The following is a 15171-nucleotide window of genomic DNA, read 5'->3' as shown; positions in this document are numbered from 1 at the left end:
GTGATGGACGCCCACCGCTCGATCGACGCGGTCTGGAAGCTGGAGTCGGCCCGGATCGTGGCCGGGCTGACCCGGCTGGTCCACGACGTCGGCCTCGCCGAGGAAATGGCGCAGGACGCGCTCGTGGCCGCGCTCGAACAGTGGCCGGAGGCAGGCGTCCCGGACAACCCGGGCGCCTGGCTGATGACCGTGGCCAAGCGGCGGGCGATCGATCACCTGCGGCGGTCCCGGCGGCTCGGCGAACTCGACGAGACCGTCGAGACCGCCGAGACCGAGACCGCCGCGGTGGCGGCGGAGCCCGAACAGGACGACGTGCTCCGCCTGATGTTCCTGTCCTGCCACCCGGTGCTGCCCGCCCCGGCCCGGGTGGCACTGACCCTGCGCCTGCTCGGCGGGCTCACCACCGCCGAGATCGCCAGGGCCTTCCTGCTCAGCGAACCGAAGATCGCTCAGCGCGTGGCCACCGCCAAACGCACGCTGGCCGAGGAACGCGTGCCGTTCGACCTGCCCGGCCCCGCCGAGCTGGCCGGACGGCTCTCCTCGGTGCTCGAGGTCATCTACCTGATCTTCAACGAGGGCTACTCCGCGACCTCCGGCGACGACCTCCTGCGCCCCGGCCTGACCCTGGAGGCGCTGCGGCTCGGGCGGCTGCTGGCCAGGCTCGCCCCCGGCGAAGCCGAAGTGCACGGCCTGGTCGCGCTGATGGAGATCCAGGAATCCCGCTCGGCCGCGCGCACCGGCCCGTCCGGCGAGCCGGTCCAGCTGCACCAGCAGAACCGCGGCCGCTGGGACCGCCTGCTCATCCGCCGCGGGTTCACCGCGATGCTGCGCGCCCGCGAAGCAGGCGGCAAACCCGGCCCGTACGTGCTGCAGGCCGCCATCGCGGTCTGCCACGCCCAGGCACGCACCGCCGAGGACACCGACTGGCGGCAGATCGCCACCCTCTACGACGCGCTCGTCCGGCTGCTGCCCACCCCGATCGTCCAGCTCAACCGCGCGGTCGCCTACGGCAGGGCCCACGGTCCCGCGGCCGGGCTGGCCATGGCCGACGCGCTGCTGTCCGACCCCGCCCTGCAGGACTACCACCTGCTGCCCGGGGTCCGCGGCGACCTGCTGGCCGAACTCGGCCGCAACGACGAGGCCCGGCTGGAGTTCCAGCGCGCCGCCGCGCTGACCCGCAACGCCGCCGAACGCGCCTTCCTGCTGCGCCGCGCCGACGGCCTGCCCGCCGGTGGCGCACCCGTGATCACCCTCGCCGAGGCCGCCGAGGACTTCCTCGCCCGTGACACCCTCGACGCGCAGACCGTGCGCTCCTACGGCCAGACCCTGCGGCGCCTGCGCACCACCCTCGGCGACCAGCTGCCCCTGGCCACGCTCACCGCCGACCAGCTCGCCCGCGTGTGCACCACCGCCTGGGGCGAATCGGCGGCCAAGACCTGGAACCGGCACCGCTCGGCGCTGCGCTCGTTCGCCGCCTGGGCCGGGATGCCCGACATCGCCGCGGGCCTGGAGCGCCGAGCCGAAACCCGCCCGCGCACCCCGTCGATGGCACCGGCCGAGTTGGAGGCGCTCTGGTCCGGCGACCAGCCCCTGCGGGAGCGGACCCTCTGGCGGCTGCTGCACGAATCCGGCGCCGGCGTGCGGACCGTGCTCTCCCTCGACATCGAGCACCTCGACCTCGACGACCGCCGCGCCCGGGTCGGCGGCACCTGGGTCACCTGGCGCTCCGGCACCGCCCGCCTGCTCCCCCAGCTGCTCGACGGCCGCACCCGCGGCCCGCTGTTCCTCGCCGACCGCCGCCCCGGCCCCGCCCGCACGCCCGCGGCGGCCGATCTCTGCCCGGAGACCGGCCGCCGCAGGTTGTCCTACGAACGCGCCGAGTACCTGTTCAAACAGGCGACCCGGGCGCTGGACCCGGCAGGCCGCGGCTTCACGCTGCGGCAGCTCAAACCGCGCTAGCCCGCCGCCGGGAACAGCGCGGGCTCCTCGAGGATCAGCTCGTCCCGCGCGTCGTACAGGGCGATGGTCACGTTCTCCCCCTGCCGCCCGAAGTCCTCGGGCAGCACGGTGACGAACGTGCCGCCCACGACCGCCGGTGTCAGCGTCGGCTTGCCGTTCGCGCGCCGCACCTCCATCCGCGTGGTTTCCGGCGGCACGAAACCACCGATGACCTCCTGACCCACCGACTCGGGCGCGGCGTTGATGCCGTTGGTGAACCCCCGGACCGCGCGCACCGCGGTGGGCTGGGACAACACCACGTCGTTCGACAGGATCTTCCCCGGGGCTTGGGCGCAGAAGACGAACCGCTGGCCGAAGGAGCCCACCACCACCGTGGTCGGTCCTTGGGACAGGGAAGCACCCGGCTGGAAACTCCCCGGATCGAGCGTCGCGTCGTGCGCCCCGGCCAGGCAGTCGCCCAGCAGGCGGCCCCGGTCGCTGGTCCGGTCCACCCCGGGCGTCGGCCGGTCGACCACGCTCAGCGCGGGCGCGGGCAACGTCAGTTCCGCGTCGTCGAAAGTCAGCGTGCCGCTCGACGGGCGTTCCGACATCGGGTAGGCGAACAGGCCGTCCACCGGCTCGATACCGACCGCGCTCGAGCCCTGCGGGTAGACCAGCCGGAGCATCCCCGGGCCACCGGCGACTCCGGCGATCAGCCCGCCCGGGGTGGCCAGCAGCACCGCGGTCGAGGTGCCCGGCGCGTACTGTGGCACGGCGTTCGGGTCCGACACCGTCACCGTGGTCTCCGTGGTGTCGCACACCAGCGGCTTGCCCTCGGCGCGGGACAGCACTGTCACCTGGAACGGCGCGTAGACCTGGGATTTGATGTCGCGCACCGGTATCCAGGTGCTTCGGTCCGGGAAGCCGTCCGCCTTGCCCGCCGCGCCGAGCGCCGCCCAGCAGCGGTCGAGCGCCTCGTCGACCAGCGCGGTCTCCGAAGGGACACCGGATGGCGGCGCCGTGGCCGGTGCCACGTCGTCCGGCGCCCGGAAGTCACCGGTCGCCACCAGCGCGCCCGCGGCCAGCACCGCCACAGCGGCCGCGGCCAGCGCCGGGCGCCGCCACGAACGCCGTCGCGGCTGGTCCATCCCCTCGCTCAGCTTGAGCCGGATGCTGTCGCGCACCTCGTCCGGCAGTTCCCGCCGTGCGGGCAGGTCGAAGTCGTTCACCGGGTCTCCTCCAGTTCCGTCCGCAGGCGGGCACGTGCCCGGGAAAGGTGCGACCGGACCGAGGATTCGGCCAGGCCGAGCAGTACCGCGGCGTCGGGCACCGGCAGCTCACCGAGCAGGCACAGCTGAACCACCCGCCGCTGCGCCGTCGGCAGCCGGGCCACCGCGGCGGCCAGCTCCCGCAACCGGTCACCCGCGATCACCCGGTCCACCACCGAGTCGGCGTGGTCGGACACCTCCGCGAGCGGCCCAGCCTTGCGCACCAGCCGCAACCGGCGCGCCGAACTGCGGTGCTCGGTGCGCGCCAGATTGCCCGCCACGGTGTAGAGCCACGGCAGCGCCGACTCGTTCACCAGCGTCACCTCGGCCCGCTTGCGCCAGGCGATCAGGAAGGTCGCCGACGCCAGGTCCTCGGCCACCGGCCAGGAGCCGGTCAGCCGGTAGGCGTGGTTCCACACCGCCTGCACGTGGCGCTCGAACAGCGTGGCGAAAGCGTCCTGATCCCCCAGGGCCGCGCGCCGCCACAACTCGGTATCGGATGCGTGGTCAGCCACCGGCACCCGTTTGCTTCTCGCGGTCATCACACCGGTAAGTGGCCGGCACCGCGGCGGGCGCTGCAGCCGGGTTCAGCGACGCCCGCCGCGAGCGTCGTAGTCGGTCCTGGCCCGCTCGACCTCGGGCAGGTTGACCGACCACTCCGACAGCGCGGCGAACAACGGCGCCAGGCTGCGGCCCAGCTCGCTGATCTCGTACTCCACCCGCGGCGGGACCTCCGCGTGGTAGGTGCGCACGACCAGCCCGTCCCGCTCGAGCCGGCGCAGCCGCTGCGTGAGCACCTTCGGCGTGATCGTGGCGATGCGACGCTCCAGCTCCACGAACCGCTGCCGCCCGTACTCGTGCAGCGCCCACAGGATCGGCGTGGTCCAGCGGCTGAACACGATGTCGACCACCGGCGCGATCGGGCAGGCCAGCTCCGGGGTCGTGGTGTGCTCGATCACAGTCCGCCGCCTCTCCCAGTACTTTCCTCTAGGTACCTACTATATCGGCGCCAGTAACGTCCCTCGCACACCGAACCGAGGGAGCGAACATGATCGTGGTGACCGGAGCGACGGGCAACGTGGGACGGCCGCTCGTGCAAGCCCTGACCGACGTGGGCGAGCAGGTGACAGCGGTATCACGGACGAACACCATCCCCGGCGTGCGGCAGCACCACGCCGACCTGCGACAACCGGAGACCTTGCGGCCCGCACTCGCCGGCGCCTCAGCGCTGTTCCTGATGGCCAGCCCCGATATCGACCTCACCGAGGTCGTGAAAACCGCGCTGGACGCCGGGATCGGGCGCATCGTGCTGCTGTCCTCCCAGGGCGTGGCCACCGGCAGGCACCCCGCCGTCCACGAGGCCGCCGTCACCGCGGGGAGTCCGGAATGGACACTGCTGCGCCCTGGCGGCTTCCACAGCAACACCTTCGCCTGGGCCGAGACCATCCGGACCCGGCGGCTGGTCGCCGCGCCGTTCGCCGACATCGCCCTGCCGACCGTCGACCCGGCCGACATCGCCGGAATCGCCGCCGCGGCCCTCACCCGGCCCGGGCACCACGGCCAGGCCTACGTGCTCACCGGCCCGGAACCGATCACGCCACGACAGCAGGTCGCCGCGCTCGCGGACGCGCTCGGCGAACCCGTGGGCTTCCAGGAACAGACCCGCGCCGAGGCCCGCGCCCAGATGCTCGGATACATGCCCGAACCCGTCGCCGAAGCCACCCTGGACATCCTCGGCACACCGCTGCCCGCCGAGCAGGAGGTCAGCGCCGACGTCGAACGCGTCCTCGGCAGGCCACCACGCGACTTCGCCGACTGGGCCGCCCGCAACTCCGCCGCGTTCAAATGAGTCGCCCGATGCGTGTACTCGACTCGACCATGACCCACCGCGAACTCGGCACCGGCACGCCGATCGTCTTCCTGCACGGCAACCCCACCTCGTCCCACCTGTGGCGGCACGTGCTGCCCGCGGTCGGCGACCCCGGGCGGCGCCTGGCGCCGGACCTGATCGGCATGGGCGAGTCCGGCAAACCGCCCGTCGGCTACACCTTCGCCGACCACGCCCGCTACCTCGACGCCTGGTTCGACGCGCTGGACCTGGACGAAGTGGTGCTCGTCGGCCACGACTGGGGTGGCGCGCTGGCCTTCGACCGGGCCGCGCGCCACCCGGGCCGGGTGCGCGGCATCGCCTTCACCGAGACCATCGTCAAGCCGATGACCTGGGCGGAGTTCCCCGAAGCCGCGCGCGAACTGTTCCGCGCCATCAAGACCCCCGGCGTGGGAGAGGCGATGATGCAGGAACAGAACGCGTTCATCGAGGCCCTGCCACAGTCGTCCGCCCGGCTCACCGGCGAGGACCTCGAGACCTACCGGCGGCCGTACCCGACAAGCGAAAGCCGGCTGCCGCTGCTGCGCTGGGCCCGCATGATGCCACTGGACGGCGAGCCCGCCGACGTGGTGCGCCGCGTCGAACGCTACGACCACTGGCTCGCCACCACCCCCGAGGTCCCCAAACTGCTGATCACCTTCCGCCCCGGCTTCGACACCATGCTGAGCCAGGACCTCATCGACTGGTGCGCCGCGAACATCGCCGGGCTCGACCTCGCCCACCACGATCTCGTCGCCGGGCACCACACCCCGGAAGACCAGCCCGAAGCGGTCGCCGCCGCCATCGCCACCTGGCTGGACGAACACGGGCTCAGGTGACCTTGGCTCTCAAGTCGAGATCGCGAGCGCCGTTTGTGCGTGGTCGCTGGTAGCGAGAAGACCGACAGGTGGGCTTTCGACGCTGCGGATGCTCTTGTTCAATCGCACTGCTGCTCGCCTGCCGTGGGACTGAGGCGTCAGGACACGTGACGCAGCCGCCGGAAGCAGAACCACGTCAGCAAAACCGACATAGCCAGGAACAGCGCCGTTTCGAGCCACTGCAGCGGCCAGAACCGCTCGCCCGGCTGGTAGACCAGGCGCTGGTGGTACCCGAGATCGGCCAGTTGCGCGAAGCACGCGTGCGACCGTTCGAAGTCCGGTATCACCCCTGGCTGCGGTTCCGGCGAGCAACCACGCACCGCCTCGGGCAGGGGGCTGATCGCGGTGCCGTCCCGGTCCACGGTCTCGTCGGCCAGAACCCAAGCCCCCGACGGCCGGGCCACGGCCAGCGAGACGGGCACCTGCCCACCGGCGGTTTCCTCCGTCCGGACACCTTCGATGACCTCCGCGGTCAGCGTGACCGCCTGCTCGGTCGCCGGCAGCAGGTGCGGGCGCACCGCCAGCGGCACCGCCACCTGCACGGCGGCGAACACGACCAGCACCACCGCCATACCCGCCACCGTGCGGCGCACCACGAGCCCGACCGCGACGCCGAGCACGAACGCGAACGCGGCATACCCGACCGGCGCGACCCCGCGCGCGGCGAAGATGGCGACCGCGATGCGCGGCTCATAGGAACTGCCGGGATCCGTCGCAGCGGCACCGTCGATGGGCGCGGCCCACCAGCTGACCACCGCGCTCAGCAACCCCGTGGCGACCATGGCCGCCACCACGCCGAGCGCCAGCTTGACCGCGAGCCAGCGGGTCCGCGTGACGGTCTGGTTCCACGCCAGGTTGTGCGTGCCGGTCTCCAGCTCGCGCGTGATCATCGGCACGCCCCAGAACGCGCCGAGCGCGGCGGGCAGGGCGTAGAGCGCGATCTGCCCGCCGCGATAGAACAATTCCTTCTGCTCGCCGACCGTTCCGCGGCCGACGAGCAGAAGCACCGCGACCACGGCGATCCCGGCGTACACCGACAACGCCGGGATACGGAACTGCCGCCACGCCAACCAGGTCATCGCACGACCTCCAGCGCGCGGGGCGCCTCCGCGCCCGGACCGCGCAGATACGCCAGCACCAGGTCCTCCAGCCCCAGCCCGCCGACCGTCCAGGCCGGATCGAGGATCGGGCCTTCGGTGCGGACGAGCAGCGTGGTCTGGCGTTCGGTGTGGCTCGCGGAAATGACCTTCTGGTCGCCGGGCAGCGTGCCCAGATCACGGCGGGGGCCGCTGAGGCGGTGGTGCGAGGCGAGCAGGTCTTCGACCTCACCCGTGAGCCGCACCTGCGAATCCACCAGCACGATCAGGTGGTCGCAGACCCGCTCCAGGTCGGTGACCAGGTGGGAGGACATCACCACGCTGAGCCCGTGCTCGGCCACCGACGCCATCAGGTCCTGCAGGAACTCCCGGCGCGCCAGCGGATCCAGGGCCGCGACCGGTTCGTCGAGCAGCAGCAGTTCGGGACGCTTCGCGATGCCGAGCGTCAACGCCAGCTGCGCCCGCTGACCACCGGAAAGCCGTCCGGCTCGCTGCCCCGGGTCCAGTCCGATCCGCTCGACCCGGTCACGGGCCAGGGTCGCGTCCCAGCCCGGGTTGAGCCGCGCGCCGAGTCGCAGATGGTCCTCCACGGTCAGCGTCGGGTAGACAGGCGAATTCTGCGCGACGAACCCCACCTTCGCCAGCTGCGCCGGTCCGCTGCCCGGCACCCCGCCGCACACCTCGATCGTGCCCGTCGTCGGCGCCAGCATCCCGGCCGCGAGACGGAGCAACGTGGACTTGCCGGCACCGTTCGGCCCCACCAGTCCCGTGACGTGACCGGCGGGGATGTCCAGCGCGCACCCGGCCAGCGCCCAGCGGCGCCGGTACCTCTTGCCGAGCCCCCTCGCGCGCAGCACGGTCACGCTATGCCCTCCCTGGCGGAAGCGTGAAACGTGTCGGCGAACAACGCCTCGATGCTCTCGTCGTCGAGCCCCGCGCGCCGCGCCTTCACCAGCCAGCGGCGCAGATCCTGGCGCAGCGGGGCCAGCGCCGCCGGGGAGCCACCGGACAACGTCGCCGTCACGAACGTGCCCACCCCCGGACGCGCCGCGACCAGCCCGTCGTGCTCGAGTTCGCGGTAGGCCTTGAGCACCGTGTTGGGATTGATGGCCAGCGCCGCCACCACGTCCTTGACCTTCGGCAGCTGATCACCTTCGTGCAGCAGGCCCAGGCGCAGCGCGTGCCGGACCTGGCGCACGAGCTGCTGGTACGGCGACAGCCCCGAACGGGCGTCCAGGTGGAACTCCAGCACCACGGCCTCCATTTAGCTAGTTACCTAGCACTGTAGGCGTGGGATGGCCGCAGCGGCAAGGTCAGGTGGTGACCGAACTGATCCAGTCACGGTAGGCGCCGACGTGGGTGTACTGGCAGCTCGTGCTGTTGCCGGTGGAGAGCACGCCGACCTGCACACCGGCGGCGTTGAACATCGGGCCGCCGGAGTCGCCGCTGCCGCACACCCCGTTGATGCGGTCGCCGTTGATCGCACGGCCGTCGTAGGCGTCGGTGGCGTGCACGTCGGTCACTTCCAGCCGGGCGTTCTTCAGCCGCGGCGACTGCTGACCGCCGCCGGTGTCACCCCAGCCGTGGATGGTGACGGTGTCACCGTCGGCCACGGAATCGAGGTCGCCGAGCGAAACCGGCGGCGCCTGCACGGCTTCGGCCAGCTTCACCAGCGCCAGATCCGCGTTTTCGTGCAGCGTGACCCCGCCCGGCGCGGCGTCGACATAACCACCTTGGGCGTGCTCGACATTTCCGACGCGGAAACCCCACTGGTGATTCCCGCCGATGCAGTGGCGGGCGGTGAGAATCCATTCCGGCGCGATGACCGTCGCGGTGCAGTACCCGTCCGCGCCATCTTGGTAAAGCCGGGCGGACCACGGGGCCGATTCGGTGAACTCGCCGTCGATGATGGCCTGGGCGGGTGCGTAAAGGCCGATCAACGCGGCGGCGGTGACCAGAGCGGTGGCAGCGAGACGCATGGATGAAACGGTAAGCGGCGCCGCGGTGAGTCGTCACCTGCGAAAGTCGGATTCTGTTTCATCAGGAATTCATCGCTTCCCGCTACGGTCCGCCGGTGATGAAAATACGAAAGGCAGCGCTGGTACTGGCCGGCCTGCTCGCCGCGACGGGGCTTTCCGTGGCCACGGGGTCCGTCGCGCAGGCGGAAGCCCCGTGCGAGGGCACCTACACGATCGTGGTCGGTGGTACCGGCAGTTCCTGGAACAACGACGGGTTCACCGGCAACATCCAGCAGCACGTCGGCTACCCGACCGCCATCCCCAACGGCGCCAGCGTCCGGGCCGGGGTCAACGAACTGAACCGGCTGATCCGCGACCAGCGCCACGTCTGCCCCGGTCAGCACGCCAAGGCGGTCGGCTACTCGCTCGGCGCCGCGGTGGTGCACGTCTGGGTGACGGAGAACTGGCAGAGCTTCGGCAACGTCAACGCCGTGCTCATCTCCGACCCCAAGCGGCAGGCCCCGCCCGGCCTCAACGGCGGCAGCGTCCCCTTCGGCGGCATCATTGGCTACCCCCTCGCCGGCGCGGACCGCTACTTCGGCGACGTCCCGGTGAAGTCCATCTGCCACTGGGACTACGTCTGCGACGAGTCGGCGGGCATCTGGACCTACCCGCACAACCACATCCACAACTACCCCAACGACTGGAACGTCGACCACCACAACGACAACGCCCACGAACAGTGGTTCAACGGCGCCTGGCACCCCTGGTAACCACTCGCCGGTACCCTCGGGCGCCTACCTGTCAGCGAGAACGCAGGTAGGCGTCCTCGGCCGCGTAATCGAAATCGGCCGGGTCGGAAGTGCGGGGTGGCGAGGACATCAGCCACCGCAGTTCCTCCTGGACGGTGGTCGCGTAATTGCCCGCGGGCTGATAGCCCAATGCTTGCGCGGCGCTGAGGTTCAGCACGATCGGCGGCACCCGATGCCACGGGTGCCGCCCGAGCCCGGGTGGGGCGCCGTCGTCCAGCAGCACTTCCCCGCCAGCTGTGCCCGGCAGCGGCGGCGATGATCCGTGAGATCGCCGACGCTGCCGTCACGTCCGGGTCGGCGGCGTTGAGGATGCGGCGCCCTGGCCGCTCGGCCACCAGCGCGACGAGCGCGGCGATGTTGACCGCGGCTGACGAGTGATCAGCACCGCCGCCCCGTCCGGCCAGGAGCACAGCGGGACGGCGATCCAGCGCACGCTTGAGGAAGTACCACTCCCGCGGCGACGAGGCACCCGGCCCGTGAACCTGCGACGGCCGCAGCACCGTGACCGGCAAGCCGCTGTCGAGCAGTGCCTGTTCGGCCGCGACCTTGTTCGGTCCGTAGCCCTCCGGCGAGTCGTGGGGCATCGAGCCCGGGGCCATCGTCGGCTGCTGTTCGGTCACCGGGGCATTGAATCGCGGCGCGACCGGCGAGTTGACGTGGTTGCCTTCGCGGTCGACGTAGACGGCTCTGCTCGACATCATCACCGTGGAAGTCGCGTGCCGGGCCAGCGGTATCAGCGAGCGTGCGTGGCCTGCGGTGAAACAGAGGCAGTCGACCAGCAGATCCACACCCGAGCCCAGGACGCTGCGCAGCGCCACCTCGTCATCGCGCTCGACGGGACTGAACCGAACCCCGACGTCCCCGAGCTCCGACGGCACCCGCGACTCGTCGCGGCCGGTGACGTGCACCGACCAGCCGTCCGCCAGCAACCGCCGGGCAACCGCGCGGCCGATTACGCCGGTTCCGCCGAGGACCAACGCACGCGACATCGACACCCCCACTCAGCTCAGGTCGTAGACGGTGACCGGGATGCCCTGATCTACCAGCTCACCGTGGACGAGCGGCTCGATCTGCTCCCACGACCCACCGGCCAGGCCGCAGCCGATCCGGGGCATGTGCACGCTTGCCTTCCGGTCCCGCGCTCGGGTGGCGAGGTGACCCAGGCACTGACGGACCGCGTCATAGCGAATGGGCGGGCCGGTACTGCGGCTGGTCCGCACCCCGCGCTGGCCCACCATGTTCGCCACCCAGGTTTCCGGCTCGACCTCGACGAACTGCACGGCACCCAGCCCGAAGTCGTTCGTGGCGCGCTCGCGATACCACCGCCGGTACGCGGCCTCGGGTTCACGCCACCGGCGGGAGATCGCCGACACGAAACCCTTGCCCCAGCCACCGCGGTCGTTGCAGATGTGCGCGACGATCGACGGCCCAGCCGGCTGGGGGCTGGTCGCGTCACCGACGAGGTAGCGGATTTCTGCCACCACCGGACGCTATCGCGCGACACCGACAATTCCGGGCGATCACTCGAGGCAGCGGAGCCACACCACGAGGGCCCTACCGATCCCCTCCCCGGGCTCGGCGTGCACCACACCCAGCCGCACACGCGTCTTCGTCGTGGTGTCCGTGCCGACGCAGGTGGGGCCGCCTGCTCCTTCGTGCCAGGCGTTGTCCCGGCCGACCCACGCCGCTCCGGCGATGATGTAGCCTTCCCCGCTCGAGTCATCGTCGGTGTCGTGCAGGGAAATGGCGACCCCGCCCGCGTCCGGCATCGCCCAGCCTTCGAGGATCTCGGGAGTGGCCGTGTGCCGCGTGGTGACCCACCAAACCCCGAACGCCACCGCGGCGATCACACCCACCGCCACCGGCGCCACAAACCGCTTCACGCGCGGACCTCCGCTCCATCTCGACTCGATCGAAGGACACGAATGTGGCTTTGGGGGCGGAATCGGCCCCCAAAGCCACATTCGTGTCCTGGCGAGATTCTTACCCGGATTACGGGATGGGGTCGGTGCTTTCCAGCCATTCGGTGCTCATTTCGCTCGCCGCGTGGATGCACACCAGTTCCAGTCGTTCGGTGCCGGTGTTGCGGAAGGTGTGCGGCGTGTGCGCACCCACCACCACGACGTCACCCGGCCCCGCTTCGGTTTCGTCGCCTTCGGCGTAGAAGGTGCCGTGGCCGGAGCGCACGATCCACGTCTCCGGGTACGGGTGCCGGTGCGGCTTCGGGCCCTGGCCCGGTTCGGCGTCCACCAGGAAGAAAGAAATGTCGGCGCCGTAGGGCTCGCCGATGAACTGGGCGTTGCGCGGCCCCGAAGGCGGGTGGATTTCCCGGATCACGTGGTGCATTGGTCCTCCTCGGCGGGTTTGGCGTGCGTGCCCCGGCGCACGAGCTCCGGGGTGAACAGGGCTCTTCTCGGCGCGAGATCGGGGTGGTCGATCCGCTCGGCCAGCATGCGCGCCGACGTCCGCGCCATCTCGTGCAGGTCGTGCCGCACGGTGGTCAGGTCGAACGACTCCCACCCGGCCGTCGGGATGTCGTCGAAACCGACCAGCGTCAGCTCCTGCGGGATCCGGATCCCGTGGCGCAGCGCGGCGTTGAGCGCGCCGATCGCGGTCACGTCGTTGCCGCAGAACACCGCGGTCGGCCGCGGCTCCTGCGCCCACAGCACGGGCAGCGCCCGGTAACCGGTGTCGAAGTCGAACGGGCCGCGCCCCGCAGCGCGCGCGAGACGGTTGCCTGGCTGACCCCGGCCAGCCGGGCCACGTCGTGGCTGGTGATCGCCATACCCGTCCCCTCAGCTGTGCATGTATACGCATCGTAGTGCGCTTGTGCACGCTCGGCGGCCGATTTCGACCAGGCCCACCCGGATCCGTCACTGACGAGGAGTTGCGGCGGTGGACCATCCGGCGCACAACCACGCCCCTCAACGACCGACGCCTATCGTTCTAGTCGGGTGGCCCTCGCCCATGCCGTGAATGTGGCTTTCACGGCGGAATGTGCCGTGAAAGCCACATTCACGGCGCGACCTACCTCGTCGAACGTCGCAGCACCTGGCGCCGCGCCCGCGACCCCGGTCCGCGACACAAATGTGGCTTTCGGGGCCGAATCCGCCCCCAAAGCCACATTCGTGACATCACGGCGAAGGCTCAGCAGGGGGCGGTGAGGGATCGGCCGAGGAAGCGGGCGGTGTGTTCGGTCAGCCGCTCGGCTCGGAGCACCAGCGCCTCGATTTCGTCCCACCGCCGCAGGTCGCGTTCCACTTCCGGCACCAGGCGGCTGGTGACCAGGAGCAGCAGGGTGTCGATCTCGTAGGCGAGGTCCGCCAGCTGCAGGAACGGCAGGTAGTCCGCCGCCGAGCCGGCGCCGTGGGTGCGTGCCCATGCGCACGCGGCATGCCCGGTGGATCGGCACACGAGCTGGAGGTGGTCCCGGATTTCCTGGCTCCGGCTGTACTCGGCCGAGTGACCGCCGCGCATGTTCCAGGCCACGGACAGCAGGCAACGGCCGGCATCCTCCATCGACGTGTTCATCACCGCCGCAGTGTCCGGCAGAGATCACCGGGCCCGCGTCCCCGACACACCTCAACACCGCATCGAGCGAACGCCAGGGACTTGCCAAGCGGGATGTTCCGCGCGGGTAACACCGGTGCCCGGTCCGCGACTCATGGGTATGCCGACCACCGACCTGGCCTTGCCTGGCTGGGCCATTCCCGCCCAGTCCCGCGCGATCGCCGTGGCCCAGCACAGCATTGCCATCCGGACGCAGTGGTGGCACCACGCCATCACCTCCCGCGGCCTGCCCGGCACGCCACCCGCCGGTGACCGGCTGAGCCGGGCCGAGGTGTGGTCGGCCGCGGACGACGTGTTCACCCTGTTGTGGCGCGCGTTGGCGTGGGGCTCGGGGCACTACCTGCGCAACAACACCCGCCGACTCGACAGCATCCGCGACGAGACGGCCCTCATCAAGGACGTGCTCACCGAAGCCCGGGAACTGTCCCGCCACGCCCCGGCCGCGGCCTACACCCTCCTGCGACCGGTACAGCGCAACGTGATTCCCTGGCTCGGCCCCGCCTTCTTCACCAAGTTCCTCTACTTCGCCGGTGGTGGCGCGCCCGACCACCCGTGCCTGATCCTCGACAGCGTGGTGGCCATGGCGCTGCGCGATCACGCCGACTGGAAGTCCCTGCCCACGGGGAACTGGTCCGCGCAGACCTACCAGCGCTACTGCGACCTGCTCGCCCGCTGGGCCCGGCGCCACGGCCGCGCCGCCGACGAACTCGAGCGCGCCCTCTTCCGCGGCAGGCCCAAGGACCTCACGTACCCGGTGGTGTGAGCTGGTAGACGCGGAACCCCGGGTTCTCGTAGACCAGCCGGAACGGCGGCCCGTCCCACGTCGGGGAGCGCTCGCGTTACTGCCCGGTCCGGCTCCGGTGTTCGCTGGGGCGTACGCCGCGCAGGCGCTTGAACGCCACGCTCAGCGCGAAGGCGTTCGCGTAGCCGACCTTCCTGGCGATCGTGTCGACGGTGTGGCCGGTCCCCCGCAGCAGGTCCGCGGCCAGTGCGATGCGCCAGCTCGTGAGGTAGGCCATCGGCGGCTCGCCGATCTGCGCGGTGAACCGCCGGGCGAGCGCGGCCCGTGAGACGCCGACCTTGGCCGCGAGGTTCGCCACCGTCCACGGGTGGGCCGGGGTGTCGTGCATGAGCCGCAACGCGGTGCCCACCACCGGGTCGTCCATCGCGCGGCACCAGGCGGGTGCCCCGGCGAGCGGGTTGTCGAACCACGAGCGCAGCGCGGACACCAGCATCAGGTCCAGCAGCCGATCCAGCACCAGTTGCTGGCCCGGCCGGTCCTTGGTGATCTCCTCGGCCACCACCTCAGCCGACGGGTGGGCGCTGTCCCCGGCGGGCACCACGAGCACGGCGGGCAGGGCCTGCAGCAGCCGTTCGCTGAGTTCTCCCCGCCGCTCGAACGCCCCGCTGAGCAGTACGGCGGCTCCTTCGGCGGGTGTGCCGCAGGTCCGGGTGTCTTCGAGGCCACCGGCGCCCGGGCAGTAGTCGGCGTCGGTCACCGTCAGCGCGGGGGTGGTGGCGGGATCGTCGGCCACCGAGTAGGGCACGTCGCCGCGGACGACGGCGATGTCGCCGACGCCGATGCGCACGGGTTCGTGCTGCTCGGGCACGATCCACGCTTCGCCGTGCAGCATCGTGGCCAGCGTCAGCGGTGCGCCAGTGGACATCCGCAGCGCCCAGGGTGACCGCATGATCGTCTGCCGGAAGACGGCTCCGCGTGCCCGTACGTCCGCCAGCAACTCCGACACGGCGTCCATGGGCGAAGTGTAGACGCCCAGACATC

The 15171-nt window shown here is 71.2% G+C and carries 20 protein-coding genes and 1 pseudogene; 5 read left to right on the top strand and 16 right to left on the bottom strand.

Annotation, left to right across the window (positions count from 1 at the left end; translation table 11 throughout):
- Positions 1-3: 3 nt before the first annotated feature.
- Positions 4-1959, top strand: coding sequence for a sigma-70 family RNA polymerase sigma factor (locus L3Q67_RS34010; protein ID WP_499185504.1), 1956 nt, complete (start codon positions 4-6; stop codon positions 1957-1959).
- Here the strand turns inward: L3Q67_RS34010 and L3Q67_RS34005 are convergent.
- From L3Q67_RS34005 to L3Q67_RS33995, 3 genes are read right to left on the bottom strand one after another with little or no spacing between them, the layout of a single operon-like run.
- Entirely contained in the window at positions 1956-3167 is a 1212-nt protein-coding gene (locus tag L3Q67_RS34005; RefSeq protein WP_499185503.1) for a hypothetical protein, read from the bottom strand. The two genes, L3Q67_RS34010 and L3Q67_RS34005, sit on opposite strands and share 4 nt — an antisense overlap.
- Positions 3164-3748, bottom strand: coding sequence for an RNA polymerase sigma factor (locus tag L3Q67_RS34000; protein ID WP_499185502.1), 585 nt, complete (start codon positions 3746-3748; stop codon positions 3164-3166). Before L3Q67_RS34000 ends, L3Q67_RS34005 begins: the two co-directional genes overlap by 4 nt.
- 45 nt (positions 3749-3793) lie before the next feature.
- On the bottom strand, positions 3794-4162 hold the full coding sequence (locus L3Q67_RS33995; protein WP_499191712.1) for a winged helix-turn-helix transcriptional regulator: 369 nt from the start codon (positions 4160-4162) through the stop codon (positions 3794-3796).
- Between the two features lie 92 nt (positions 4163-4254).
- Here L3Q67_RS33995 and L3Q67_RS33990 point away from each other — a divergent pair, with 92 nt between their 5' ends.
- Entirely contained in the window at positions 4255-5055 is an 801-nt protein-coding gene (locus L3Q67_RS33990) for a Rossmann-fold NAD(P)-binding domain-containing protein (RefSeq protein WP_499185501.1), read from the top strand.
- Positions 5056-5063: 8 nt separating this feature from the next.
- Positions 5064-5912, top strand: coding sequence for a haloalkane dehalogenase (locus tag L3Q67_RS33985; RefSeq protein ID WP_499185500.1), 849 nt, complete (start codon positions 5064-5066; stop codon positions 5910-5912).
- 137 nt (positions 5913-6049) lie between these two features.
- Here the strand turns inward: L3Q67_RS33985 and L3Q67_RS33980 are convergent, their stop codons facing one another.
- The 4 genes from L3Q67_RS33980 to L3Q67_RS33965 form a co-directional block, all read right to left on the bottom strand.
- On the bottom strand, positions 6050-7030 hold the full coding sequence (locus L3Q67_RS33980) for an ABC-2 membrane transporter-related protein (protein WP_499185499.1): 981 nt from the start codon (positions 7028-7030) through the stop codon (positions 6050-6052).
- The gene (locus L3Q67_RS33975) at positions 7027-7911 is read right to left on the bottom strand and encodes an ABC transporter ATP-binding protein (RefSeq protein ID WP_499185498.1); all 885 of its coding nucleotides are present in this window, start codon (positions 7909-7911) and stop codon (positions 7027-7029) included. Before L3Q67_RS33975 ends, L3Q67_RS33980 begins: the two co-directional genes overlap by 4 nt.
- The gene (locus tag L3Q67_RS33970; RefSeq protein ID WP_499185497.1) at positions 7908-8300 is read right to left on the bottom strand and encodes a GntR family transcriptional regulator; all 393 of its coding nucleotides are present in this window, start codon (positions 8298-8300) and stop codon (positions 7908-7910) included. Before L3Q67_RS33970 ends, L3Q67_RS33975 begins: the two co-directional genes overlap by 4 nt.
- 61 nt (positions 8301-8361) lie before the next feature.
- Entirely contained in the window at positions 8362-9027 is a 666-nt protein-coding gene (locus tag L3Q67_RS33965) for a S1 family peptidase (RefSeq protein ID WP_499185496.1), read from the bottom strand.
- Positions 9028-9125: 98 nt separating this feature from the next.
- On the opposite strand from L3Q67_RS33965, the gene L3Q67_RS33960 reads away from it, so the two are divergent.
- A complete protein-coding gene (locus L3Q67_RS33960) occupies positions 9126-9779 on the top strand; it encodes an alpha/beta hydrolase family protein (protein WP_499191711.1) in 654 nt (217 codons plus the stop codon).
- A gap of 31 nt (positions 9780-9810) precedes the next feature.
- On the opposite strand, the gene L3Q67_RS33955 is transcribed toward L3Q67_RS33960, so the two are convergent.
- The 8 genes and pseudogenes from L3Q67_RS33955 to L3Q67_RS33920 form a co-directional block, all read right to left on the bottom strand.
- Complete coding sequence (locus L3Q67_RS33955) at positions 9811-10041, bottom strand: hypothetical protein (protein WP_499191804.1); 231 nt, start codon at positions 10039-10041, stop codon at positions 9811-9813.
- A 256-nt stretch (positions 10042-10297) separates the two neighbouring features.
- Positions 10298-10807, bottom strand: a pseudogene (locus tag L3Q67_RS33950) (NAD-dependent epimerase/dehydratase family protein); the annotation flags it as partial.
- A gap of 12 nt (positions 10808-10819) precedes the next feature.
- The gene (locus L3Q67_RS33945; RefSeq protein WP_499185495.1) at positions 10820-11299 is read right to left on the bottom strand and encodes a macro domain-containing protein; all 480 of its coding nucleotides are present in this window, start codon (positions 11297-11299) and stop codon (positions 10820-10822) included.
- Between the two features lie 39 nt (positions 11300-11338).
- The gene (locus L3Q67_RS33940; RefSeq protein WP_499185494.1) at positions 11339-11701 is read right to left on the bottom strand and encodes a hypothetical protein; all 363 of its coding nucleotides are present in this window, start codon (positions 11699-11701) and stop codon (positions 11339-11341) included.
- Positions 11702-11810: 109 nt separating this feature from the next.
- Positions 11811-12164: a cupin domain-containing protein gene (locus L3Q67_RS33935; RefSeq protein ID WP_499185493.1), complete on the bottom strand. Its 354-nt coding sequence runs from the start codon at positions 12162-12164 to the stop codon at positions 11811-11813.
- On the bottom strand, positions 12152-12487 hold the full coding sequence (locus L3Q67_RS33930) for a type 1 periplasmic-binding domain-containing protein (RefSeq protein WP_499185492.1): 336 nt from the start codon (positions 12485-12487) through the stop codon (positions 12152-12154). The genes L3Q67_RS33935 and L3Q67_RS33930 overlap by 13 nt, the downstream gene beginning before the upstream one ends.
- A complete protein-coding gene (locus L3Q67_RS33925) occupies positions 12433-12603 on the bottom strand; it encodes a LacI family DNA-binding transcriptional regulator (RefSeq protein ID WP_499185491.1) in 171 nt (56 codons plus the stop codon). The genes L3Q67_RS33930 and L3Q67_RS33925 overlap by 55 nt, the downstream gene beginning before the upstream one ends.
- Positions 12604-12965: 362 nt before the next feature.
- Positions 12966-13349 (bottom strand): hypothetical protein, encoded by a 384-nt coding sequence (locus L3Q67_RS33920; RefSeq protein WP_499191710.1) that lies wholly within the window; start codon positions 13347-13349, stop codon positions 12966-12968.
- Between the two features lie 139 nt (positions 13350-13488).
- On the opposite strand from L3Q67_RS33920, the gene L3Q67_RS33915 reads away from it, so the two are divergent.
- On the top strand, positions 13489-14151 hold the full coding sequence (locus L3Q67_RS33915) for an 8-oxoguanine DNA glycosylase OGG fold protein (protein ID WP_499185490.1): 663 nt from the start codon (positions 13489-13491) through the stop codon (positions 14149-14151).
- A gap of 76 nt (positions 14152-14227) precedes the next feature.
- Here the strand turns inward: L3Q67_RS33915 and L3Q67_RS33910 are convergent, their stop codons facing one another.
- On the bottom strand, positions 14228-15145 hold the full coding sequence (locus tag L3Q67_RS33910) for an AraC family transcriptional regulator (RefSeq protein ID WP_499185489.1): 918 nt from the start codon (positions 15143-15145) through the stop codon (positions 14228-14230).
- Between the last annotated feature and the right edge of the window lie 26 nt (positions 15146-15171).

This window comes from Saccharothrix sp. AJ9571 (assembly GCF_021725495.1).
Lineage (GTDB): Bacteria > Actinomycetota > Actinomycetes > Mycobacteriales > Pseudonocardiaceae > Amycolatopsis > Amycolatopsis magusensis.
The sequence above is the reverse complement of the archived record's forward strand: the minus strand, read 5'-3'. Positions and strand labels throughout refer to the sequence as shown.